Origin of the sequence: Peribacillus sp. TH27, from assembly GCF_016650915.1 — a bacterium.
GTDB classification, from domain to species: Bacteria; Bacillota; Bacilli; order Bacillales; family DSM-1321; genus Peribacillus; species Peribacillus butanolivorans.
Map to the genome: position 1 here is coordinate 4,529,589 of NZ_JAEKEV010000002.1, position 24,428 is coordinate 4,554,016.

Below are 24,428 nucleotides of genomic sequence, written 5' to 3' on the forward strand. Positions count from 1 at the left end.
GGCATGGATGCCTTTTTCATGTGTTTAAAGTTTAAGGGTCCTATGCTAATCAAGTTAAATAGCATAGGAAATAATAAATCTATAAAAAACAGGCTGTCGGGTCGTTTCCCCGCAGCCTGCTAAGTTACTTCAAGAAGCGTGTTATTCTTCTTCCTCTTCTTCAGCTTTATCTGTGTCTTTGTTTTGGTCTATATTTTGGTCTTTATTTTGGTCTGTTTCTTTGTCTATATTTGTATCTTTTCCTGTATCTTCTTTATCTGTGTTGTTTGTATCTTTGTCTTTTTCTGCAGTAACGTTCTCTTCTTTTGAGTCTGGTTTTTTCTCTTCGGTATCTGTTTTTTCATTTGCGATATTATCTTTATTCTTAGTGGAATCTTTTGATTTGTTGTCTTTATCTTTAGCTTCCGCTTTTGCACTTGTCTTTTTAGCGCCGATTTCAACGTGTTGCGAAGGTGCTGATTCTTTGCCGACTATGTCTACAGCTGTTACGTAATAAGATCCACTCGATCCGGCAGTGTAAACAAGGTTACCCCCAGAATTGATGCTCGCCACTTTTCTACCATTTTTGTAGACGCGATAGCCGACGACATCTCCTTCAGGGTGAAGCCCCCATGAAATCTTATTGTTACTTACAGTGATAGAAAGGGCATTAGGCGCTTTTCCATTATCATTAAGTGTCGCTTTCGTCCCGACGACATTGCCCCATTTTTCTCCTCCGGGAATTAAGGATCCGGGATCATCCACATATTTCAATCCGATATCTTCAAAGGACGCAGGATTCAGCATGAACCCACCGCTTGTGAATTCGCTCGGTGTTTGTGGAAGAGCCGCGTATCGTTTGCTGCCGACTGATACATATTGTCCATCTATGAAACTATTATCTGCTCTAGATGGGGCATATTTGGCGATGAATAAATCAGACTTGACAAGTCCAGCCTTTTGACATGAACTTGAAGGCAGAAGGCCTGAAACGCCACAGAAGGAACGACTGACAATTCCGCCGGGCATCTCAAACCGCTTATCAGGGTCGACGAGTTTTGAATCGACTTTGTATGCGGCATTTATCAAATCTGCCCAATAATAGATATTACGTTTATTATATTCAAGACCATTATAGGTCCCTTTTAAAGACTTCGGTGTGTCATAACCCATCCATGTACCGAACGTTACATTTGGATTAGTGGCGACAAACCAAGCATCCCAATAGTTTTGTCCAGTCCCGGTTTTACCTGCCCAGTCACTGGAGAAAGCAAGTCGGTTCCTGACCGAAGCTGCAGTACCGCTGTTTACGACATCCCGCATCATATCAAGCGTTAAATAAGCAGTTTGCGGTGAAAATACTTTTACTGGTTTTGCTTTGTGTTCATAGATGACCTCATCATCTTTTGATACGATTTTGTCAATCATATAAGCATCAACGAATTCCCCTGAATTGGCAAATGTGCCAAACGCATTGACATTTTCTTCAACGGTTACACCTTTGTCCAAGGCACCTAATGACATGGCACGATTTGAGTAATCCCCTTTTGTTAAAGATGTAAAGCCCATTTTTTCCAAATAGGAAACCGGATTTTGGTTGATGATTTTCATGTAAAATAGGGCAGCTGGAATATTATACGAATTCTTTAACGCTTCCCGAGCTGTCGTTAAGCCGGTGAGGCTTCCGCCGCCATAGTTTCCCGGCCGCCACGGCGTATTGCCTGGAATGGTAATTGGTACGTTGGCTGTTACACTCCCAGGTGAAATCTTTCCTAGCTCAATGCCTGGACCGTATACCAATAGCGGTTTCATCGTTGAACCATTTGACCGTAGTGATGATGTTGCATGGTTTGTTTGTTCCCGTTTAAAGTCACGTCCACCGACAAAACTGATGATTTTCCCTGTTTTATTTTCAATAAGGATAGCTCCCGCCTCAACGGGCTCTTTTACAGTTTTCATTTCTTTCGTATCCGGATCGATGACCTGTTCGGTTTTATCATATCCGAAATTTGGATAGTTTTTAGTTACTTCTTGCATTTGGTCATAGATCTTTTTATTGATTGTCGTATAAATTTTATAGCCGTTTTGACGCAGTTTACGATCAGCTAGTGCTAAATATTGCTTTTTTAAATCATCGTTCTCTAAATCTTTTTCTTCATATCCATCTTCTTTTGCTAAGCTAAGTGACAAAATTTCAATGGAACGTTTTTCTATTTCATAGGTGAGCCATGGATATTTCTCAGAGGGCAACGCCTTTTTACCGATAAAGTCTTTTGTTATGTCGTATGCGATTGCTTTATCATATTGTTCTTTTGTTATGTATTCATTGCTATACATTCGTTTTAATACGGTTTTCATCCGGTTAATTCCGGGCTCTAGATTATCTTTAAGCTTCCCTTGCTGGGTATATGGAGTATACCCAAAAGGACTTTGCGGTAATCCTGCAATAAAGGCAGATTGGGGTAAAGATAGATCTTTAGCTTCCACTCCGAAAATGCCTTCAGCAGCCGACTGGACACCAGCAATATTCTGTCCGGAAGAGTTTCGTCCCAAAGTGGAGACGTTTAGGTAGGTTTCTAAAATCTCTTCTTTTTCAAAGAACTTCTCGACCCGGAGCGCAAGTAAAATTTCTTTTGCTTTCCGTTCAAATGATACTTCGTTCGTTAAGACTTGGTTTTTTATGAGCTGTTGTGTTAAAGTACTTCCACCTGATTGAACGGATGCATTCGTAAATTCCTGATAAACTGCACGCAGGATAGCCTTCGGAACAACTCCGTTATGTTCATAAAAATACTCATCTTCTGTAGCGATGACTGCATTTTTAAGATGGTCGGAAACTTTATCGATGGACACTTCTTCACGATCAAGGTCACTCTTGAGCTTGCCCAAGTATACTTTATCCGCAAAGTATACCTCAGAGGTCTCTTCATAATTGTAAATGTCCTTTTTTAAATCATCCTTTGAGCGTACCGGCTCATTATTGACGAGGGCAGCGAAATAGCCGGCTCCAACGCCGCCGGCGAATGAGAATCCTAGAACCCCAACAATAATGAGGATCAACGTTAGGTTCCAAATGACTTGGTATGTAACCCTTGCATTTTTTTGTGTTTTTTCATTTTGAAAAAAACGGGTTAGCTGTTTCCATGCTGTTTGAAATCTATCTTTTTGATTATTATTCATGTATCATACCCCCTGAAATCACATATATTATAGCATATAACACGGAAGGGAAAGGCGAACTTTCATATTTTTCTAGAATCTGTAAGGGTGATGTTGACAATGAATGTTATGTATGATAAAAACTTATTAACAATAAAATTTATTAAAAAAGCGCGATGATAGGACCCAGTAGTCAAACTATCCCTGTTTTAGAGAGCCGGTGGTCAGTGGAAATCGGTACATATAGTGAGATGAATTACTTCCTTGAGCATTTGCTGTGAAATGATTAGTAGCAGGAAACGGTTGACGACCGTTATTCGTCTCGAGCGGAGGACGCTTTATGTCCTCAAGTTGGGTGGTACCGCGAATTTATTCGTCCCTTCATATTTATATGAAGGGGCGTTTTTGTATGCTTTTTGCGGGATATTTTCGGATTTGAAGGAGGAATTATAAAATGGAATTGCTAAAGGAACTCGAGTGGAGAGGGATTATTTATCAACAAACGGATGAAGAGGGTTTTAAGGACCTTTTAGAAAAAGAAAAAATTTCTTTATACTGTGGGGTAGATCCAACCGCGGATAGTATGCACATCGGACATCTATTGCCATTCTTAACAATGCGCCGTTTCCAACAGCACGGTCATCGTCCCCTTGTACTTGTAGGAGGGGCTACTGGACTTATCGGTGATCCAAGCGGTAAAAAAGAAGAACGCCAGCTGCAAACGTTGGAAAAAGTGCTTTATAATGCCGACTGTATTAAAGGGCAGCTATCCCATATCTTTGACTTCGAAGGTGAAAATGGCGCAGTTATGGTCAATAACTATGACTGGATAGGTAAAATCGACATGGTTACGTTCTTGCGTGATTACGGGAAATACATCGGCATAAACTACATGCTGGCAAAAGACACGGTTGCTTCCCGTTTGGAAACAGGGATTTCTTTTACGGAATTCGCGTATACAATTTTACAAGGGATCGACTTTGGTCATTTATACGATAATCATGACTGTAAGTTGCAAATTGGCGGGAGTGATCAGTGGGGCAATATTACGACTGGTCTTGAAATGATTCGTAAATCGCATGACGAGGAAGCAAAAGCGTTCGGCATGACGATTCCGCTCGTGACGAAAGCGGACGGAACGAAATTCGGTAAAACGGAAGGCGGAGCAATCTGGCTTGATCCGGAAAAAACGACTCCTTATGAATTTTACCAATTCTGGATTAATACAGCGGATGCTGATGTCGTGAAATACTTGAAATTCTTCACATTCCTATCACGTGAAGTAATTGAAGAGTTAGAGCAATCCGTGCAGACTGAACCGCATTTACGTAAAGCTCAAAAAGCTTTAGGGGAAGAAATGACACGTTTGATTCACGGGCAGGAAGCTCTTGACCAAGCAATCAAAATCTCTGCAGCTCTATTCAGCGGTGAGGTGAAAAATTTAAGTGCGGCCGAAATTAAATTGGGCTTTAAAGATGTTCCGACCTTTGAACGTGAAAGTAAGGAAGATATCAGCTTAGTTGATTTAATTGTTGAAGCGAAGATTTCTCCATCGAAGCGACAAGCTCGTGAAGATATTCAGAATGGTGCAATCTCCATCAATGGCGAGAAAGTGACTGATCTGCAATATGTCGTGGCTGAAGAGGTTAAGATTGAAGGAGAGTTCATCCTTGTTCGTCGCGGTAAGAAGAAATATACATTAGTGAAATGAGAAAACAAGGCCCGGCTGAATCTCAGCCGGGCCTTGTTTTGTCTGGAAGTTGAGTTCTGTGCACAAAAAAAAACCCCATCCAAGGATGAGGTTTTTTTTGAAGTTATTAACGAGAGTAGAACTCAACGATAAGAGCTTCGTTAATTTCAGCAGGCAATTCAGAACGTTCTGGTAAACGAGTGAAAGTACCTTCTAATTTCTCAGCATCAAAAGTAAGGAAGTCAGGTACGAAGTTAGTTGCTTCAACTGATTCTTTAATGATTGAGAAGTTACGTGATTTTTCACGAACTGAGATTGTTTGTCCAAGAGACACTTTGTAAGAAGGGATGTCTACGCGACTTCCGTCTACAGTGATGTGACCGTGGTTAACAAGTTGACGTGCTTGACGACGTGTACGAGCTAAACCAAGACGGTAAACTAGGTTGTCAAGACGTGATTCAAGAAGAACCATGAAGTTTTCACCATGAACACCTTTAAGTTTGCCAGCGCGGTCGAACATTGTGCGGAATTGACGTTCAGTGATTCCGTACATGTGACGAAGTTTTTGTTTCTCTTGTAGTTGAATTCCATATTCAGAAATTTTTCTACGTTGGTTAGGACCATGTTGTCCTGGAGCATAAGGGCGTTTTTCTAATTCTTTACCAGTACCTGTTAGGGAAATTCCTAAACGACGGGATAGTTTCCAGCTTGGGCCAGTATAACGAGCCATAGGATGACTCCTCCTTTAAATGTTTTTATTTTGGTAAAATAAAAACCGTGTGAATAAACGGTTATGACCATTTTGTTTTCATGTACCTTCGCCCTAGCAGCAGAGAGTTACGAGATACACCTCTGTATGGAGGAACAAAATGAGAACATAAAAGCTGTCACATAGGCTGCAATATTTTACACAAGGAGTATTGTATAATATTCTGCTCAATGAGTCAAGGACAGTTAGCTTTTCATTAAAAGGGAGTTTAAAGATAATTCAAGGGATAAAATTACAATTACATAAAAAAGTACTATTTTTGGGAGAGTTTTTCCGATGAAAGCGTTATAATAAGTAAAAAGTATGAATTTCAATAAATAGTTTCCTGGGAACTATTACTATAAGTTTCGATTAAATCTAGTTTTTTGCTTCGTTTTAAAGTGGAAGTATTATGAAACCTTAAAAGGTTCTTTAAAAAATAGGCTGTAATATAGGGATGATAGAGATGAAGATTAAAACAGCTCGGTTGATTAATGAATTAAGAGTACTTTTCTTTAAACACATACAGAATATGCAAGGTGAACTCCATTACGAAACATTCTTGGAGACTTTTTTATTTGAGACGAAAGACCTGCTAGGTATGGAAGAGGTAATGTTCTTTAAATTTGATGAGTGGAAACAGCAATTTTATAAAGAAACCTCTACCGGATGTTTTCACGATTATAACATGCAGGTTCCTGTACAAGAGTATATAGAAATGATCTTGAAAGAACAGAAAGATGATAGAGATGTAACAGTAAGTATGCAGCAGGAAGTAAAGGATTTCCAGACTGTTATACCACTTTGGGATAATGGTAAGATCATTGGATTAACGGCCTTCAAAGAACGGAAAAATGGCTCTCTTACAAGCCTTACTCCGGAAGAAGGGGCTGCTTTTTCTAAAGAATTCACCACAATCTTGAAAGCTGCGTTATCAATTTCTAAGATATCAGATGAGGAAAGACGATATAAACAACTCTTCAAGGTCACAGAAAAATTTCATTCTTCAATGAACATGGACGCGGTCTTAGGGGAAATTATCTCGACGTTGCACACTGTTTACCCAACCTTTGATTATTACCTGCTGCTCTCCCATGATAATGACAGCCATGAAAACCTGCCAATCAAGGACCTCGAATATGATAGTGAGAATGTGGCTGCACTAAAGGCTTATGTAAACGGTAGCATACAATTTGAGGATCACTCATCTGAAAATCACTCTATTTTATATGCTCCTTTAAAAGGTAAACAAGGGGTCTATGGCGTTCTTCAGGTTATTGCGCCTAATACACTCGTGTTCCCTGAAAATGAAATTGAGTTTATTTCATTGTTGGCTAATACTGCTGGAAGTGCCTTGGAGAATGCTCAACTGTATCAACAATCAAAACGACTTGTTTCAGATTTACAGCTTATAAATGAGACATCACAGCATTTAAATTCCAATCTGCGCTTGAGTGAAACCATGGAATATATGAAGCAGCAAATTATAAAGTCCTTTCATGCTGATCAGACAGGATTTATTCTGCTCCATCCTGGTGACAAAGTGAGTTTATTGACAGGAAGCTCTGAGTTTTTTGATTCAGAGGAGGCGAGTATGTATATATCTTTCCTGAAAGGTAAGATTGATGTTGATAAGGAATCACTGTTTATCGGGGATTTAAGTATTCATTGTCCCAATGAAAATGTGAAATATCATTCCCTAATGGCAGTTCCTATGATGGAAAGTAATGATGTTAAGGGATTCGCTGTTATTTTGCATAAGGAAGCCTATTTCTTCTCATTTGAAATGTTTAAGTTGTTACAGTCACTTATCCACCACTCAAGTTTGGCGATGGCCAATTCCATGCTTCGTGAAGAACTTGAAAAACTGGTCATTACCGATCATTTAACCCGACTGTATTCAAGGAGTTATCTCGATGATAAAATGTCCGAATCCATGGAAGAGGATGAAGAGGGCACTTTCATTATGATTGATCTTGACAACTTCAAGAGGGTTAATGATACATATGGTCATCAGGTTGGAGATGATATTCTGATCCAGGTCGCTGATCTCATTCAACATAATATTCGTGATACGGATATCGGGGCCAGGTGGGGCGGAGAAGAGCTAGCTATTTACCTTCCACGTGTTCCTTTAGAGTCAGGTGTTCGCATTGCCGAACGAGTAAAGGATAAGGTCTGGGAGAAATCCAATCCTAGAGTGACGATTTCCTGCGGCGTGTCCTGTTGGTCAAAAGAACATTTAGATAACATGAAAGAGGTAGTTAAAAGGGCAGATGAGGCGTTATATATTGCGAAGAATTCAGGGAAAAACAAAGTTCATGTACATGGATTTCTGTAACAATAAAAGGGAGCGGCATGGATTGCCGCTCCCTTTTTACTCTATAAACGCTTGGTTAGGATGTCCGCGAATTTCTCGAGTCCTTGCTGATCCACTTCGTCAAATCGGTTCGTAATTGGGCTGTCGATATCAAGAACGGCAATTAGTTTGCCCTCCTTCATAAGGGGTATGACAATTTCAGAACGTGATGCAGCATCGCAGGCAATATGTCCTGGGAACTGATGGACATCATCGACGCGCAAGGTTTTTTTTGTGGCCGCTGAGGTCCCGCATACGCCTTTGCCCATTGGAATGCGGACACAGGCTGGAAGGCCTTGGAAAGGTCCTAGCACCAATTGGTCTTCTTCAAGTAAATAGAAGCCGACCCAGTTAATCTCAACGAGAAATTGATTCAGTAAAGCAGCGGCATTACTGAAATTGGCTATCTGATTTGGTTCATCTTCTATTAAGGCAAAGAGCTGTTTTTGGACAAGTTCATAGTTTTTTTCTTTTTTTCCTTGATACATTTCGACATTAAACAAAAGGGTTCACCTGTCTTCCTCATATTTTTACAGTACTTTCTAGTCAAGCCTATTGATTGGAGAGAAATTGTCGAGAACTTACTAAAGGATTCAAGCTCTTCAATGCAGAAATAGTCCACAAGACTTGTCTCAAAGAAAGCGAGGGATTGCCTAATGAATCGCCAGACGCCAACGAAACAAGCTATTGTGGAAGCTGCTTTACATTTATTTCATTTAAAAGGCTATCATGCGACATCCATACGGGATATTGCGAATAAAGCGAAAGTGAATGCTGCTAATATTGCTTACTATTTTAAAAATAAGCAGGGGTTGCTAGAATTCTGCTTCACTTCCTATTTAGAAGAGTATATTCTCGTCCTTGAGACGAACATGACGCTGCTGGATCATAAAGGTCCAAAGCAATGCTTGATGAATTTGGTAAAGGATATTCTTACATTCCAAAGAGAAAACTTCCTGGCAGCTCGATTTATATATGGAGAATCTTCACTCGATTCAAATTTAAACCGGGAAATTCATTCGACTTATTTTACAAAGGAAAAGTCTTATTTTCAATATGTTTTGGAACAAGGCATTAAAAGCAGAAGTTTTCAGTCGGTCTCTATCCCCTTGTATATGCTGCAACTAAAGGGCCTGCTCTCGGCTCCGGTCCTGCATACCCATTATGCGATGGAGGTCCTTCATGTGTTCCCACAGGAAGCCTATTACACAAATTTATATGCTGAGGAAGTCGCTCGTTTTCTGCAAGATACATTATTTATTGCCGAAGACCTCCAGCCCCTGCTTGCGGGACGGGCCTGAAGTGTTTACGTGATTTACCCGTTGAATTCTGGAATCAACGATTCAAATCCCTGGCCTAAATCTTTAGCCTGGTGTGCATCGGAACCATAAATAAGCGGGATGCCAAGGTCTATGGCACGCTTTGCAAACCGTTCAGGAGGATAGGGCTCACGGCATAGCGGCTTTACGAACCCTGCTCCATTATAATCAAGTGCATATTGTTGTTCATTGATCATATCCAATACCCTGTAAACACGGTCGTCAAAGCTTTTTGCAGGTGGGTATCGGTGCTGGAATTTATGAACAAGTGTAATATGTCCTATCCTTTTTGGCTTATAGATGCCTAGGTCAGCTGTGATTGATTTCTCTAAGGTATCGTAATATTTGGCATAAACCGCTTCGATGGAACCTAGTTTATTGGCAATCTCACCAAACGCATCATCACTGAAATCGATGCAATGCCAGTTGCTTTCCTGCTTTATGAAATGGACGGAAAGAATGCTGTCATCAATGAATTCGCCGAATTCATTGAGAAAATCTTTTGTTTCAGTTTCATAACCTTCTATAAAGTCAACCTCTAGACCACTTTTGATCAGGATTTTGTCTTTATAGTGTTCTTTCAGGACGCGGAGCTCTTGAAAGTAATCTAGGAGCATGGAAGCTTCCATACCGCTGTCTTTTTCAGGTGTTGGATCTTGAAAATTTCGTGGCAAAGGAGCATGTTCTGTAAATGTGATTTCCTTTAATCCTAGCTCAATTCCCCGCGTAATATATTCATCGAATTTGTCCGTAGAGCCGTGTGGGCAAAACGGAGTATGTACATGTCTGTCAGCTTTCATGGCCATTCCCTCCCAAAAACCCGGTATTTTGTAGCAATTTTCCACAAAAAAATCTTTTTCTCATCAAAAATTATTGCTAACATGGTATCATAAAAGCATTAAATTTAACATTTTTAAAATTGATATATAAAAGAGCGAGGCTGTAAGGACTAGAACAGGGGGCTTACCATGGATTACATACTTGGGATAATTGTATTAATTTTAATTTTTATTATTTGGGGTTATTTTTTCAAAAAGAGGTTTTTTAAAGAGATTGATCGTCTGGAATCCTGGAAAATAAGCATCATGCACCGCCCCGTGCTAGAAGAGCTTTCTAAAGTCAAACAATTGAACATGACTGGTGAAACAGAGGAAATGTTTGAAAACTGGCGTATTGAATGGGACGCTATCATCACGGATCATATGCCGGAAGTCGAGGAGCTTTTATTCGATGCCGAGGAGTTTGTCGATAAATACCGTTTCAGCCGTTCAAAAGAGGTACAGCGGCAAATTACAGTCAAGCTGAATGAAATTGAAGAAATGATTAAAAAGATTCTGTACGAATTAAATGAACTTGTAGGAAGTGAGGAAAAGAATAGATTAGAAATTGAGGATATTAAGGAAACTTACCGTCAATTGAAGAAATCATTGCTTGCACACCGCCATAATTATGGGAAAGCTGCTGAAAAGCTAGAGGCCTCTTTGGATGAAGTATTGCAGATCCTTCAAAAGTATGAAGAAGAAACTGAAAATGGGAATTATTTGAATGCAAGGGAGCTTGTACTTTCCATAAAGGAAAAGCTTGCAGTCTTATCTGCTAAAATGGAGATGCTTCCAAAATTATTGGTTGATAGTCAATCCGAACTGCACTCACAACTTCATGAATTAAAGGAAGGATATGAGGAAATGTCCGGACAGGGGTATCAGTTAAGTCATATCCAATTCGAGCAGGAGATTTCACGGCTTGAGGAAGAACTGGATCTATATAAAACACAATTGGAAAATGCTGAAACTGAAGCTGTTGATAAAGGGATTAAAGAGATGCGCGAAAGCATTGAGGTGCTTTATGACCTTCTGGAGAAAGAAGTGCTTTCCAAACAGTATGTCTTGAAAAATGATGAAGTCCTCAGGAAAACGATAAGTGACCTTGAATATGAAAACGATAAACTCAAAGTTGAGACTATACATGTTCAACACACCTATCATCTAACTGAAAATGAGTTGGATGCACAACGGAAAATGGAAAAGCAAATAGTGCAGATTTCGAAACGCCATCAATTGCTTGTCTTGAAAATGGAGGATAATGTGATGGCAAGCTCGCTTATTAGCGAAGAGATGCGAGGGCTTGCTGCACAGTTGAACGAATTGCAGGAATACCAGAAAGAATTTACTGTTAAATTACAAGCTTTAAGAAAAGATGAAATGGATGCACGTGAATCACTGGCGGAGTTGAAACGGAAAATGCTTGATACAAGCCGTTTAATTGCAAAAAGCAATATCCCTGGTCTGCCTGAAGAGTATAAAGTGGTGCTTCATGATGCAAAAGAAAGCATAGATGACGTTCAAAACAAACTTGAAGAAAAGCCGCTTGACATGGCAGCTGTTTATATCTTTTTAGAAAAAGCAGTCGAACAGGTCAATAAGGTCTACGAAAAGGCGCAAGAGCTGATTGAGCATATGTATTTAGCGGAAAAAGTGATTCAATTCGGAAATCGCTACCGCAGCAGCCACGATACCGTTGCTGATAGCTTAAGAGAAGCAGAAGCGAAATTCCGAAGCTATGAATATCAAGCTGCATTGGAAACAGCAGCCGCGGCTATTGAAAAGGTCGATCCAGGCAGCTTACGAAAAATTGGAGAAAATATAGAAGAAGTTCTTTCCTAAAAACCCGCTATGGCGGGTTTTTTCGTGTGTTTTATTAATGGTAGAACAACATAAAGTTAAGATAACTTCATATTCGTTATTCAAAATATTGACTAAAAAAAGTATAAAACGTGATAGATTTCTTGCAGAACGAGTTTTGAGAATAAAATATAATTAATGTCTATTAAAACAATATCCATACAACTCTCCTTTCGTGTTTTCACAGGTGTTTGACCAGCGTTTTACATTCTCTTTCAATTTCAATTATGGTAATATTAGAAGTCGCAACAACAACATTTGAAACGACATATAGAAGTGTGACCATCATAGATACAAAAACATGGAAGGTGAACCCATGATTTATTTTGATAATAGTGCAACAACAAAACCATATTCAGAAGTGATTGAATCTTTCATAAAGGTTTCAACTGACTATTTTGGCAACCCCTCTTCGCTTCATGGGCTTGGGGTTCAGTCAGAAAAATTGCTTTCTGCTGCAAGAAAACAGATTGCTGAATTATTAAAGGTGAAAAGCTCGGAAATTTATTTTACTTCCGGGGGTACAGAAGGAAACAACCTGGCGATTAAAGGAGCCGCTTTTTCACATGCTAACCGAGGGAAACATATTATCACGACAGCAATTGAACATCCTTCTGTAGAAGATGCATGCCATTCATTAACGAAACAGGGATATGAAATTACTTATCTTCCTGTAAATGAATATGGTCAGATAGCATTAGCAGATCTCAAACATGCTTTAAGAGAAGATACCATTTTAGTATCCGTTATGCATGTTAATAATGAAGTGGGCTCGATACAACCTATTGTTGAAATTGGAAAATTGTTGAGGGAATACCCACAGGTACTCTTCCATGTTGATAACGTTCAGGGTGCTGGAAAGATTTCTCTTTCACTGCGTGATGCTAATGTGGATTTATGTACCATTTCAGGTCACAAAGTTCACGGTCTAAAGGGAACAGGCATCCTTTATATACGTGATGGCGTCCGGATCGATCCGCTTTTTCACGGTGGCAATCAAGAGACGAAAATCAGGAGCGGTACCGAAAATGTGGCGGGAATCGTCGCTCTTTCAAAAGCCTTCCGTATTAGTATGAACAACCAGTTGCTGTATCATGATAAGCTACAGCAAATCAATAAATATTTATATAAAGGTTTGCAAGAGATGGATGGAGTACTAGTTAACAGTCCTGAAGAGGGAGCACATCATATTTTGAATTTTTCCGTTCCGGGACTCAAATCAGAAGTATTGCTTCATGCTCTTGAAGCGGATGGGATATATGTTTCGACAACTAGTGCCTGCTCTTCGAAAAAGAGAACGGTAAGCAAAACGGTAGATGCAATGTTCCATAATCAAGCTCGTTCCGAAAGTGTTATCCGAATCAGTACTACCTATAGCAATGAAATGGAAGAAGCAGAAAAAGTTCTGGCGGCGATACAGAAAATAGTCGTTAATTTAGAAAAAATAATGAGGGTTGCAAAATGAAATTTGATCATATAATTATTCGCTATGGCGAAATCTCTACGAAAAAAAGAAACCGTAAAGGCTTTGTGGACAAGATGAAGGCGCATATCCGCTGGAGTTTAAAGGATATCGAGGGCGTTGTGCTTACAGCCAATCGGGAACGGATGTATGTTCTCTTAAACGGGGTCGACCATAAGCCCGTTATTGAACGATTAAAAGGAATTTTTGGCATCCAGTCTTTAAGTCCTGCGATTAAAATTGAACGTGATTTAGAAGTGATGAAAACGGCTGCGTTATATTATCTTAATCATACTCTTGAAGAAGTGGGCACCTTTAAAATCACGACAAAACGAGCAGATAAAGACTTTCCATACAATACCGATGAAATTAACCGGGCACTTGGCGGCCATTTGCTTCGCAACACAGAAGATTTAAAGGTGGATGTAAAAAATCCGGATTTGAATCTGCTTGTTGAAGTAAGACGTGAAGCAGTGTATTTAACGGGTGAGATCATTCAGGGAGCTGGTGGTCTTCCATTTGGTTCAAGCGGAAAGGCAATGCTGATGCTTTCAGGAGGGATTGATAGCCCTGTTGCTGGATTCCTATCCATGAAACGTGGATTGGATGTAGAAGCCATCCATTTTTACAGCCCTCCTTTCACAAGTGAGCGTTCACGTCAAAAGGTAATTGACTTGGCCGGCAAGCTTGCTGAGATAAATGGCAGCATGAAAGTGCATATCGTTCCGTTTACGGAAATTCAGCTGTTAATTCAAAAACAGATTCCAGAGAACTATTCTATGACGACAACTCGTCGTTTAATGATGCGAGTAGCCGATCAAATCCGTGAAAAAGAAGAAGCAATGGCACTGATCACTGGTGAAAGCCTTGGACAGGTAGCGAGTCAGACGATGAGCAGTATGTATGCCATCAATGAGGTGACGAATACACCAATTCTACGTCCGTTGATTACTATGGATAAAACGGAAATCATCAAAATTGCCAGAGAGCTCGATACCTTTGAAATTTCCAATCTTCCATACGAAGATTGTTGCACGGTCTTTACGCCAGCAAGTCCTAAAACAAAACCGAAACGTGAAAAAGTCAATTACTATGAAAGCTTCGTTGACTTCGAATCGTTAATAGCAAAAGCGGTGTCGGACACAGAAGTATTGACGGTTACACCAGGGCAGACATTCGATAAAGAAGAAGCAATGGAAGATTTATTTTAATATCCTAGAATTACCAATAAATAAGTACGAATGAAGCCATGTGTTTTAACACACTCTATAATCACAAGGAGGTGAAAAACACATGGCAAACAACAACAGCTCAAACGAATTATTGGTACCTGGAGTAGAACAAGCTCTAGAACAAATGAAATACGAAATCGCTTCAGAATTCGGCGTACAACTTGGTGCCGATACAACATCTCGCGCTAACGGTTCAGTTGGTGGAGAAATCACAAAACGCCTTGTTCAAATGGCTGAACAACAATTAGGCGGAGGATACAAACGATAATTTAATAAATATGGCTACAGAGAGCGGGTTCTTAACCCGCTCTCTTTATTTATTTGTAAAAATACATAGATATATTAGAGAAGTATCTTGTATAATGAGTAGGTACTAAGAGTTCATTATTGGAGGGGAAGCAAATGAAACGTGAAGATTTATTAGCTCCGGAACATTACAACTTAGTGAGTGAAATGGAACATTTTGCAAAAAAACCAGAAAAAGTTGCTGTACTTTGGGAAAACGAATCCGGAGACAAAAAACAACTTACATATGAGAACTTAATAAAAAGTGCAAATAAAATCGGGAATGCCTTCCAGAAAAAGGGACTTGGGAAAGGTGATACGGTCCTTATCATCATCCCACGTTTAGTAGAAGCTTATCAAGTGTATTTAGCCGCTTTGAAAATCGGCATGATTGTTATTCCGTGTTCTGAAATGCTCCGCGCGAAGGATTTGGAGTTTCGAATCAATCACGGTGATGTAAAAGGAATTGTTAGTTATCATGAATACACTCATGAATTTGATGAAGTAAAGGGAGCGGAAAACCTTCTTAAATTCTCAATCGGAAAACAAATGGAGAATTGGCTTGATTTGAATGAGCTTGCTGACGCGGAATCTGATCAGCTGCCTATGGCAGCTACAAAGAGTGAGGATATGGCCTTCTTATCGTATACTTCCGGAACAACAGGAAATCCCAAAGGAGTCGTCCACACACATGGATGGGCGTATGCCCATCTGAAAACGTCTGCAGCAAACTGGCTGGGCATTAGTGAAGGAGATGTGGTTTGGGCAACGGCTGGACCTGGGTGGCAAAAATGGATTTGGAGTCCGTTTTTGGCGGTTCTTGGCACAGGAGCAACTGGCCTTGCTTATCACGGAAAGTTTGAAGCGAAAAAATATCTACAGTTGCTGCAGGACTATAAAGTGAATGCGCTATGCTGTACACCAACAGAATACCGTCTGATGGCCAAGGTGGATAACCTTGACGACTATAATCTATCCGATCTTCATAGTGCTGTATCAGCGGGGGAACCTTTAAACCAAAAAGTGTTTGAGGTTTTTAAAAACCATTTTCATATCGAAGTCCGCGATGGATATGGACAAACTGAAAACACACTGTTGGTAGGTGTAACAAAAGGCATGGAAATTAAACTGGGCTCAATGGGTAAACCAACTCCGGGCAATCATGTAGAAATCATTGATGATACCGGTAAGCCTTGTCCTCCTGGTGTGGTAGGGGATATTGCTGTGCATGTAAATACACCTGCTCTCTTTAAAGAATATTTTAAAGATCCAGAGCGAACAGCAAAGCAATTCCGTGGTGACTACTATATAACTGGCGATCAAGCGAAAATGGATGAAGAAGGCTATTTCTGGTTTGAAGGTCGTTCTGACGATATCATCATCAGCTCTGGATATACGATTGGACCATTTGAAGTAGAAGATGCACTCGTTAAACATCCATATGTGAAAGAATGTGCTGTTATAGCCAGTCCTGATGAAATACGCGGAAATGTGGTTAAAGCGTACATCGTGTTAATAGACGAAATAGATCCGAACAGCCCAGACTTAATTAAGACACTGCAAAAGCATGTAAAAGAATTGACAGCGCCGTATAAATACCCAAGGAAGATTGAATTTTTAGAAGAACTTCCTAAAACGACCTCCGGCAAAATCAAACGAGTAGATTTAAGGAAAAGAGAAGAGACACTTCTTAATAAATAAATCAAAATCATTACCGTCAGCCCTCCGGCTGGCGTTTTTTTAAATAACAGAGGATTTTTCAAAATCAAAAATATGGGAATTCATGAAATGAGATGTTACACTTACTGCATATTACGAAACATTTAATAAGGAGTGTAAAACGGGGATGGGAACGTTATGGTTCAATGGGTCGATTTATACGATGATAAAAGAAGAAGATCAAGTGGAGGCAGTCTTCACTGACAATGGTGTGATCGTTGATACCGGCAGGCTTGCCTATATAAAAGAAAAATATGCTGACAATATTTCCAGGGAAATCGACTTAAAAGGACAAACTATGCTGCCGGGATTAGTGGATAGTCATCTTCATTTGGTCGGGCATGGTGAACGACTGCTCCGTTTAGACCTTTCTTTGATGAATAGCCGGGAGTCCATCATGAGTTCCGTAAAGAAAAAGTGCGAAATAACACCGTCTGGAAAGTGGATTGTTGCTGAGGGCTGGAATGAAAATGAATGGCCTAGTTCTGAATTGATTCTACGAGATGAACTAGATGCCATATCTACAGAGCATCCAATCGTATTAAAACGAGTATGTCGTCATGCCCTGGTCGTTAATTCTCGTGCCCTTTTAGAAGCAGGGATTACAGAAGAAATAGAAGAACCGTCAGGCGGAGTAATCTGCCGTTATCCCGATGGGCGTCTAAATGGTTTGTTTAAAGAAAATCAGGCCCAGAACCTTGTGTTAGACCGTCTTCCCGGCATTGACCAGAGCTATATCGAAAACGCGCTTACAGAGGCCATACAAGACGCATATAAGCTTGGTTTGACTGGTGGGCATACAGAGGATCTTTTTTACTACAATGGCTTCATGCCGACTTATCAGGCGTTTAAATCGGTCATTGAGGGCCGAAACATGACCTTTCGTGCCAATTTGCTCGTTCATCACCAAGCATTTGAAGAGATGCTGGCATCCGGTGGGCGGTATCAAGAAGGCACCCGATATATTAAATTCGATAGTATGAAGATATTTACCGATGGCTCATTAGGAGGACATACGGCCCTGTTGAGTGAGCCTTATGAAGATCAACAGGATACGAATGGTGTGGCTATTTTCACTGAAAAGGAACTGCAGGAATTGGTGCAAAAAGCAAGGCAGGCTGATATGCCGATTGCTGTTCATGCCATTGGTGATCTCGCATTTGATTATGTCCTGAATGTGATTGAAGCTTTTCCACCTAAAAAGGGTCTTCGGGACCGGCTTATACATGCACAGATTGTTCGCCCAGAACTCTTGGAGCGTGCCGCAAAACTACCGGTCATCTTTGATATTCAACCAGGTTTCGTACCGTCCGATTTTCCATGGGTCGAAGAAAAGGTTTCAGCAAAATTATTGGAATCCTCTTATGCCTGGAAAACGTATTTGAAGCTGGGGATCATTTGTGCGGGAGGGTCAGATGCACCGATTGAACCATTAAATCCAATTTTGGGGATTCATGCAGCTGTTACAAGGAAAAAGATTAACAGTGATGATGAAACAGTGTACGGCATGGATGAAAGGCTGTCTGTTTATGACGCTTTCGCGCTTTATACAAAAGGCAGTGCGGCTGCGATTGGTCTTGAAAACCGGCGTGGTCAGATCATAAAGGGATACGACGCCGATTTTACCGTATTTAACCGGGATGTCTTAGCTATAGAGCCAGATGATCTTCTGAAAGTTGAAGCGGTCATGACGGTCATTGATGACCGAATAATGTATGATAAAAAATAACAGTTGCAAAACATGAAATAGGTAAGCAAAATATTAATAGGATTTCGATAAAGGAATGTAATTAGAAAGAAGGCAGGTTATGAAAATAAATGAACAAAAAGAAGGGGCGATATATGCCGCCCTTTCTTATTTAATGTGGGGAGTCGTACCAATTTACTGGAAGTTCCTTCAGGGAGTCGGTGCAATAGAGATTTTAGCTCAGCGGGTGTTATGGTCTTTCGTCTTCATGCTTGTTTTATTGATGTTTATGAAAAAATGGGGAGCATTTCTTGATTATGTCAAAAACATAATGGGAAATCCCAAATTATTCGCGGCATTGCTTACGGCATCACTGCTTGTTACAGCTAATTGGGGAGTGTTCATATGGGCTGTTAATTCGGGCCGGATTCTCGACACGAGCCTCGGCTATTATATCAATCCGCTAGTCAGTGTTTTGTTGGGAGTAATAGTCTTAAAGGAAAAATTGAGCGGGGTACAGATTGTGTCGTTCCTGCTCGCAGGAATCGGTGTATTGATACTTGGTATTCATTTCGGTACGATCCCCTGGGTCTCTCTAGTCTTAGCCATGACATTTGGGTTATACGGTCTGGCAAAAAAAATGATAAAGGCAGAATCAGCAATCGGACTGACACTCGAAACGATGATGGTAACCCCTCTTGCTCTAGGTTACTTGATATATTTGATGTTCCAATCCGAATCACAATTTTTAACCTCAGGGAGCACAAGCTTGCTGTTAGTTGGCGGTGGGATTGCCACGGCTCTACCGCTATTATATTTTGCAAAAGGGGCAGAAAAGATACCGTTATCGATGCTTGGCATTTTTCAGTATATTGCTCCAACCTTAACCTTGTTAATCGGGGTATTTGTCTATCATGAAAGTTTTACAAAAGCACATCTTTTAGCCTTTTTATTCATTTGGTCTGCCTTGGTGGTTTATACGCTTTCCATTACAAAATGGGGGAAGGCAGGGACACGTAGGTTTAAAGAAAAAAGAAACTTTGGTGCATAAAAAGAAAAAAACGCTTGAGGAAATCCATTTCCCAAGCGTTTTTTTTATAGTGATACACGTCACTCTGAAAAAAATTGTTAGTCAGTGTCGAGTTTCACAAGCTATTAAAATAAACGAAAAATGATTCAAAATCTATATCTTTAATAAGAGAAACGGTTAATCCTACGCTAGAAAAGTTCTCGAGCCTATTTCAGAAACAATTATATTGGATAGGCAGTCATGAAGCGACACGGAGTTATTACGGGGGATATTTGGCTTGAATTGACTATAGTGGGAACTATTTATGCTTACAATATGCTTTGTTAGGAACGCTGATATGATGGCATTCCACTTTCTATTGCTATTTAATTCATCGATGATTCCTTGTTGATTGGTAATCCCAATCCCATGGCCATAAAAGAGGTTTTCTCCAAGGAATATCGCATTTTCCCCTTGCCATTCTGGAGTGCTCGGGTCGTAATCTGGGTTTTTGAAGTAAACACAGTCGCCTGGTACATAACCCGTCCCTTCATGAACTCGAAGAATCAAATTCTGCGGATAGTGCCAGTCATAAAGAGTAAGGCCTGAAAAAAGACGGTCAAAATTCTTAGGACCAACCGTATCTAAAACAGCTTTTAAAAAAACAATGACTATCGCTGTCCCGCATTCGAAAGCGTAAAGACTTCCGTTAATGAAAATATCCTCAAGTGCCAGATGAGGGGGTACGCTTGGTTTAAGCTCAAATGCTCCATCTTTTGTAAGTCGCCAATATTGTTCATTGCATACAGAATCCTCGAGTATTGTAAATTCAGGATTACTCTTATCTAACGAAACGGCAGCTTTATTGACTTGCAGCCTCATCTCTATATCGAATTTAAGATCTTCCATTGTCTTATATACAAAAATATTCGGATATTTCCACATTAATTGGAGAATTTCTAATGCTTTTTCAGATATTATACCTGGTTGGATTTGACTGACATCTAACCATTTTTGATTAATTTTTATCATAATCATATCCACCTCTTGGTCACAAAATTAAATGATTAATTCAAGTAGTTCAAGAACTATCTACAGTGTAATAATAATTATTATATGAGTTGCTGAACAATACTGATCAAATTTTATTCCTATTACTGAGGATGATCAGAATGGCCCATCGTTAGAAGAAGCAAATTAGTATTCCCTTTTCTGTATGAATTGATATAATGAGAGAGAAAAGTTCATATGTGCAAGAAATGTAGGGGAGCCGGTATTGCTGGCTGAGATTGCGTCCTTAAGATGCTGACTCTTTGAACCTGATCTGGATGATGCCAGCGGAGGGAACATATTATGACTGACTTTCTGTTTTGTATGTTAACGTCCGAATTCATCCTCGGGCGTTTTTGTTTTTTAATCTATTATTTGGATGGGGACTGGCACCCAATAAAGTTTCGGCATATGGACCTTATATAATGTGTAGGAGGAAAAATAGTGAATAAATTATTGCCACTGATAACTTTGTTATTCCTTTTAGCTGGATGTGGTGCTGGCGGCACTACTGAAAAGGAAGAAGCAGGTAAAAATGAAGACAATAAAGAATTAAAAAAGGTTTCGGTTGTTCTCGATTGGACACCGAATACAAACCATACAGGATTGTATGTAGCGAAGGAAAAAGGGTATTTTAAAGAACAAGGCCTGGATGTAGAAATTATCATGCCAGGTGAGGCAGGAGCTGATAAGCTTGTGGCTTCAGGGAAATCAGAATTTGGCGTGAGCTACCAGGAGGGCATTACACAGGCTCGTGTGCAAGGCGTGCCGATTGTTTCGTTAGCGGCTGTCATCCAGCATAATACCTCAGGATTCGCTTCTCCTGTGGCTAAAAATATTAAAACACCTAAGGATTTTGAAGGGAAAACGTATGGTGGCTGGGGGTCTCCAGTTGAAAAGGCTATCATCGAATCTCTCATGACAAAAGATAATGCGGATGTAAATAAAGTGGAAATAGTAAATACAGGCGACTCGGATTTTTTCACTTCAGTGAAAAGAGATATTGATTTCGCTTGGATTTATTATGGATGGACAGGTATTGAGGCTGAATTGCGAAATGAAAAGCTGAATATGGTTTACTTAACTGATTACTCAGATAAGCTCGATTACTATACGCCTGTTTTGACCACAAATGAAAAGATGATTAAAGAGGATCCAGATACTGTTAAAGCGTTCGTAGAGGCAACTTCGAAAGGGTACCAGTTTGCGATTAAGAATCCTGATGATGCGGCAGACATTTTAATCAAGGCTGCACCAGATCTAGATAAAAAGCTAGTGAAGAAAAGCCAGAAGTGGCTTGCATCTAAGTATCAGGATGATGCTCCTAGATGGGGTGAACAAAAGCTTGAAATTTGGAAGAATTATAGTGAGTGGATGACTGAAAATAATCTTCTTGAAGGTGATTTCGATCCTGAGAAAGCATTTACCAATGAATTTTTACCACAATAGGAGGAACTACAATGGCAAACTCATTAATTAGTATACAAATTATTCCTAAAGGGGAAAATGTCATCCCCTTAGTCGATGAAGCGATCAAAATCATCGATGAATCAGGTGTCAAGTACGAGGTGCACCCGCTTGAAACAACAATGGAAGGTGAGCTTTCTGAGCTTCTGGCCGTTATAGAAAAAATGAATGTGAGAATGATTGAAATAGGTTCGCCGAATGTCATTTCCCAAGTGAAAATATTGTACCAGCCTAGCGGAATCACGATGGATACGTTAACGGAGAAATATCGGCCATGAGCGGAAGAAAGATTTGGAAGAAGGGGGCTCCCTTCTTTCTTTTATTATTGTTGCTAATAGTGTGGGAGTTAGCAACAGGCTTATTAAAGGTTGAAAAATGGCTACTTCCTGCTCCATCAGCCATTTTTATCGAGGGAATAGAGTCGTTTCATAGCCTTTTTGGACACCTTATATCAACTACTAACCTTGCATTATCTGGTTTTTTTATTGGAAGCTGTATTGGCTTAGTAATTGCTGCTCTCTTACACCTTTTTCCTGGTGTAAAAGATGCGGTTTATCCGCTTCTCATTCTATCACAAAATATTCCTATCATCGTTTTGGCGCCGCTTCTAGTCATCTGGTTTGGCTTTGGTATGCTGCCGAAGCTGATTGTGATTTCTCTCGTATGTTTTTTCCCTCTCGCTGTTGCTTCATTGGACGGTTTTCGCCAGACTCCTTATGAACTTAAGCATTATTTCAAGATGATGGGAGCAGGGAAAATGCAACTATTTTGGAAGCTAGAACTTCCTCACTCGATTCCGTTCATTTTCTCTGGACTGAAAATTTCGGCCACTTACAGTGTAATGGGGGCGGTTATTTCGGAGTGGCTTGGGGCTAAATCGGGGATAGGTGTTTATATGACGCTCGCATCCTCTTCATTTAGGACAGATCGGGTGTTTGTTTCCATTTTTATCATTATGGGACTGAGTCTTCTCTTTTTTGGAATCATTACCATACTTGAAAGATACTTTGTTTCATGGAAGAGAAAGGAGGGTGAAAAGGATGAAGCTGCAAATTAAAGATGTCTCCTATTCTTTCGATGGTAAACAGAATATTTTAGAGAATATAAATTTCTATGTGGATGATGGAGAGTTTGTAACCATCCTTGGGCCATCTGGCAGTGGGAAAAGTACATTGTTTCACCTAATCGGGGGCATTTTGAAGCCGCATCATGGCATCATTTCACTGGACAGTAAAAAAATAAATGGCTTAAAGGGTCATATAAGCTATATGCCTCAGCAGCCATCCCTTTTACCTTGGAGAACGGTATTAGAAAATGTTTTGCTAGGAAGCGAGCTTTCGGGGGTTAAAGATAAAGAAATGGCAAAAGCTCTATTGATGAAAGCCGGATTAGAAGAGTACGAGAAAGCATATCCGCACGAATTATCTGGCGGCATGAAGCAAAGAGCTGCGTTTATTCGAAGTATTTTAAGTCCACAGGAATTGATGTGCTTGGACGAACCCTTTTCTGCCTTGGATGAACTGACAAGATTGCAAATGCAAAAATGGCTGATGTCTGTTTGGGAAGAAAATCGGAGGTCGGTGCTTTTTGTTACGCATAGCATTGATGAAGCGGTTTTCCTTTCCGATAGAATATACGTGTTATCAGCAAAACCAGCAACTGTCATCAAAGAAGTTGTAGTTCCATTTCCAAGGCCAAGAAGTGAGGAACAGCTTCTTAGTGATGAATTTTTCAATTTGAAGAGAGAATTATATGCCGCACTAAAGCCAACTTTTACTACTTAAGTTAGGAGGGAATATAAAATGAAAATCATCGACAGCCATATCCATTTGGATAGGTATGATGAAAGTAAGCAGAAGCAGATTCTCACTGATATGGAAAAGGCACAAGTGGAATCCTTGCTAACTGTTTCCATGAATTTGACCTCGTCCATAAAAAATTATCAGCTTTCCATCAAAGATTCACGTATTAAGCCTGCCTTTGGTTTTCATCCTGAGCAGTCCCTCCCAAGTGAAGAAGAAGTGAATGATTTATTGAGTTGGATGCGGGGACATAGGCACAATATGTTTGCTGTAGGTGAGGTAGGGCTGCCATATTACTTAAGGCAAGAAAATCCCAGTATAGATACATCAGAGTACATAGAGATACTTGATAGGTTCCTTGCTTTTGCGAAAGAGTTTGAAAAACCAGTTATTCTTCATGCGGTCTATGATGATGCGCCTGTTGTTTGCGACCTATTAGAGAAAAATCAAATTACAAAGGCCCATTTTCATTGGTTTAAAGGGGATATCCAAACAGTAGAAAGAATGGTCAAAAACGGGTACCACATTTCCATCACACCTGATGTTTGTTACGAAGAAGAAATACAGGAGTTAGTTTCGGTTTATCCGCTTAAGCTGATGATGCTTGAAACGGATGGCCCATGGCCGTTTGAAGGGGTTTTCAAAAGGGAATGGACCCATCCGGGCATGATGCATGACAGTGCACGTCAAATTGCGTCAATTAAAAACTTACCAATTGAGATTGTATATGAAACCCTTTATCAAAATACCAAAGATTTTTATCATATATAAAAAGGGACC

General features: G+C 40.0%; 20 protein-coding genes, 1 riboswitch and 1 other annotated feature. Of the genes, 15 read left to right on the forward strand and 5 right to left on the reverse strand.

Annotated elements, in window-relative coordinates:
* Positions 1–141 precede the first annotated feature (141 nt).
* Positions 142–3,159: a transglycosylase domain-containing protein gene (locus JFU24_RS23160; RefSeq protein WP_201250574.1), complete on the reverse strand. Its 3,018-nt coding sequence runs from the start codon at positions 3,157–3,159 to the stop codon at positions 142–144.
* Positions 3,160–3,305: 146 nt separating this feature from the next.
* Positions 3,306–3,522, forward strand: a binding site (T-box leader).
* Positions 3,523–3,592: 70 nt separating this feature from the next.
* On the opposite strand from JFU24_RS23160, the gene tyrS reads away from it, so the two are divergent.
* On the forward strand, positions 3,593–4,849 hold the full coding sequence (gene tyrS, locus JFU24_RS23165) for a tyrosine--tRNA ligase (RefSeq protein WP_201186208.1): 1,257 nt from the start codon (positions 3,593–3,595) through the stop codon (positions 4,847–4,849).
* 106 nt (positions 4,850–4,955) lie between these two features.
* On the opposite strand, the gene rpsD is transcribed toward tyrS, so the two are convergent.
* Positions 4,956–5,558: a 30S ribosomal protein S4 gene (gene rpsD / locus JFU24_RS23170; RefSeq protein WP_053347316.1), complete on the reverse strand. Its 603-nt coding sequence runs from the start codon at positions 5,556–5,558 to the stop codon at positions 4,956–4,958.
* Between the two features lie 484 nt (positions 5,559–6,042).
* On the opposite strand from rpsD, the gene JFU24_RS23175 reads away from it, so the two are divergent.
* Positions 6,043–7,917 carry a sensor domain-containing diguanylate cyclase gene (locus JFU24_RS23175; RefSeq protein ID WP_201250575.1) on the forward strand — a complete coding sequence of 625 codons (1,875 nt, stop codon included), beginning with the start codon at positions 6,043–6,045 and terminating at the stop codon, positions 7,915–7,917.
* Positions 7,918–7,958: 41 nt separating this feature from the next.
* Here JFU24_RS23175 and JFU24_RS23180 read toward each other — a convergent pair whose 3' ends face one another.
* The gene (locus JFU24_RS23180; RefSeq protein WP_201186205.1) at positions 7,959–8,438 is read right to left on the reverse strand and encodes a GAF domain-containing protein; all 480 of its coding nucleotides are present in this window, start codon (positions 8,436–8,438) and stop codon (positions 7,959–7,961) included.
* 153 nt (positions 8,439–8,591) lie between these two features.
* On the opposite strand from JFU24_RS23180, the gene refZ reads away from it, so the two are divergent.
* The gene (gene refZ, locus JFU24_RS23185) at positions 8,592–9,236 is read left to right on the forward strand and encodes a forespore capture DNA-binding protein RefZ (RefSeq protein WP_056529403.1); all 645 of its coding nucleotides are present in this window, start codon (positions 8,592–8,594) and stop codon (positions 9,234–9,236) included.
* A 14-nt stretch (positions 9,237–9,250) separates the two neighbouring features.
* Here refZ and hisJ read toward each other — a convergent pair whose 3' ends face one another.
* A complete protein-coding gene (hisJ, locus tag JFU24_RS23190) occupies positions 9,251–10,054 on the reverse strand; it encodes a histidinol-phosphatase HisJ (protein ID WP_201186202.1) in 804 nt (267 codons plus the stop codon).
* Positions 10,055–10,222: 168 nt separating this feature from the next.
* Here hisJ and ezrA point away from each other — a divergent pair, with 168 nt between their 5' ends.
* The 7 genes from ezrA to rarD all read left to right on the forward strand — a co-directional run bounded on the left by ezrA (position 10,223) and on the right by rarD (position 19,371).
* Positions 10,223–11,917, forward strand: coding sequence for a septation ring formation regulator EzrA (gene ezrA / locus JFU24_RS23195; protein WP_201250576.1), 1,695 nt, complete (start codon positions 10,223–10,225; stop codon positions 11,915–11,917).
* A gap of 334 nt (positions 11,918–12,251) precedes the next feature.
* Complete coding sequence (locus tag JFU24_RS23200; protein WP_201223387.1) at positions 12,252–13,400, forward strand: cysteine desulfurase family protein; 1,149 nt, start codon at positions 12,252–12,254, stop codon at positions 13,398–13,400.
* Positions 13,397–14,608, forward strand: a complete 1,212-nt coding sequence (gene thiI, locus JFU24_RS23205) for a tRNA uracil 4-sulfurtransferase ThiI (RefSeq protein WP_056529393.1) — start codon at positions 13,397–13,399, stop codon at positions 14,606–14,608. Before JFU24_RS23200 ends, thiI begins: the two co-directional genes overlap by 4 nt.
* A gap of 82 nt (positions 14,609–14,690) precedes the next feature.
* Positions 14,691–14,897, forward strand: coding sequence for an alpha/beta-type small acid-soluble spore protein (locus JFU24_RS23210; RefSeq protein WP_056529390.1), 207 nt, complete (start codon positions 14,691–14,693; stop codon positions 14,895–14,897).
* A 134-nt stretch (positions 14,898–15,031) separates the two neighbouring features.
* On the forward strand, positions 15,032–16,615 hold the full coding sequence (mbcS, locus tag JFU24_RS23215; protein ID WP_201250577.1) for an acyl-CoA synthetase MbcS: 1,584 nt from the start codon (positions 15,032–15,034) through the stop codon (positions 16,613–16,615).
* Between the two features lie 145 nt (positions 16,616–16,760).
* Positions 16,761–18,362, forward strand: a complete 1,602-nt coding sequence (locus tag JFU24_RS23220) for an amidohydrolase (RefSeq protein WP_201186198.1) — start codon at positions 16,761–16,763, stop codon at positions 18,360–18,362.
* 79 nt (positions 18,363–18,441) lie between these two features.
* Positions 18,442–19,371 (forward strand): EamA family transporter RarD, encoded by a 930-nt coding sequence (gene rarD, locus JFU24_RS23225; RefSeq protein ID WP_201186197.1) that lies wholly within the window; start codon positions 18,442–18,444, stop codon positions 19,369–19,371.
* Between the two features lie 162 nt (positions 19,372–19,533).
* Here rarD and JFU24_RS23230 read toward each other — a convergent pair whose 3' ends face one another.
* Entirely contained in the window at positions 19,534–20,361 is an 828-nt protein-coding gene (locus tag JFU24_RS23230) for a protein-glutamine gamma-glutamyltransferase (RefSeq protein WP_201223393.1), read from the reverse strand.
* A gap of 221 nt (positions 20,362–20,582) precedes the next feature.
* Positions 20,583–20,692: riboswitch (TPP riboswitch) on the forward strand.
* Positions 20,693–20,823: 131 nt separating this feature from the next.
* On the opposite strand from JFU24_RS23230, the gene JFU24_RS23235 reads away from it, so the two are divergent.
* Genes JFU24_RS23235 through JFU24_RS23255 form a run of 5 tightly spaced genes read left to right on the forward strand, consistent with a single transcriptional unit; the run spans position 20,824 to position 24,419 of the window.
* Positions 20,824–21,828, forward strand: a complete 1,005-nt coding sequence (locus JFU24_RS23235) for an ABC transporter substrate-binding protein (protein WP_309558004.1) — start codon at positions 20,824–20,826, stop codon at positions 21,826–21,828.
* A gap of 11 nt (positions 21,829–21,839) precedes the next feature.
* Positions 21,840–22,124 carry a thiamine-binding protein gene (locus tag JFU24_RS23240; RefSeq protein ID WP_053347303.1) on the forward strand — a complete coding sequence of 95 codons (285 nt, stop codon included), beginning with the start codon at positions 21,840–21,842 and terminating at the stop codon, positions 22,122–22,124.
* Positions 22,121–22,903, forward strand: coding sequence for an ABC transporter permease (locus JFU24_RS23245; RefSeq protein WP_201186194.1), 783 nt, complete (start codon positions 22,121–22,123; stop codon positions 22,901–22,903). The genes JFU24_RS23240 and JFU24_RS23245 overlap by 4 nt, the downstream gene beginning before the upstream one ends.
* Positions 22,887–23,630, forward strand: coding sequence for an ABC transporter ATP-binding protein (locus tag JFU24_RS23250; protein ID WP_057219336.1), 744 nt, complete (start codon positions 22,887–22,889; stop codon positions 23,628–23,630). The genes JFU24_RS23245 and JFU24_RS23250 overlap by 17 nt, the downstream gene beginning before the upstream one ends.
* Positions 23,631–23,648: 18 nt before the next feature.
* Positions 23,649–24,419, forward strand: a complete 771-nt coding sequence (locus JFU24_RS23255) for a TatD family hydrolase (protein ID WP_201186193.1) — start codon at positions 23,649–23,651, stop codon at positions 24,417–24,419.
* The last annotated feature ends 9 nt before the right edge of the window (positions 24,420–24,428 follow it).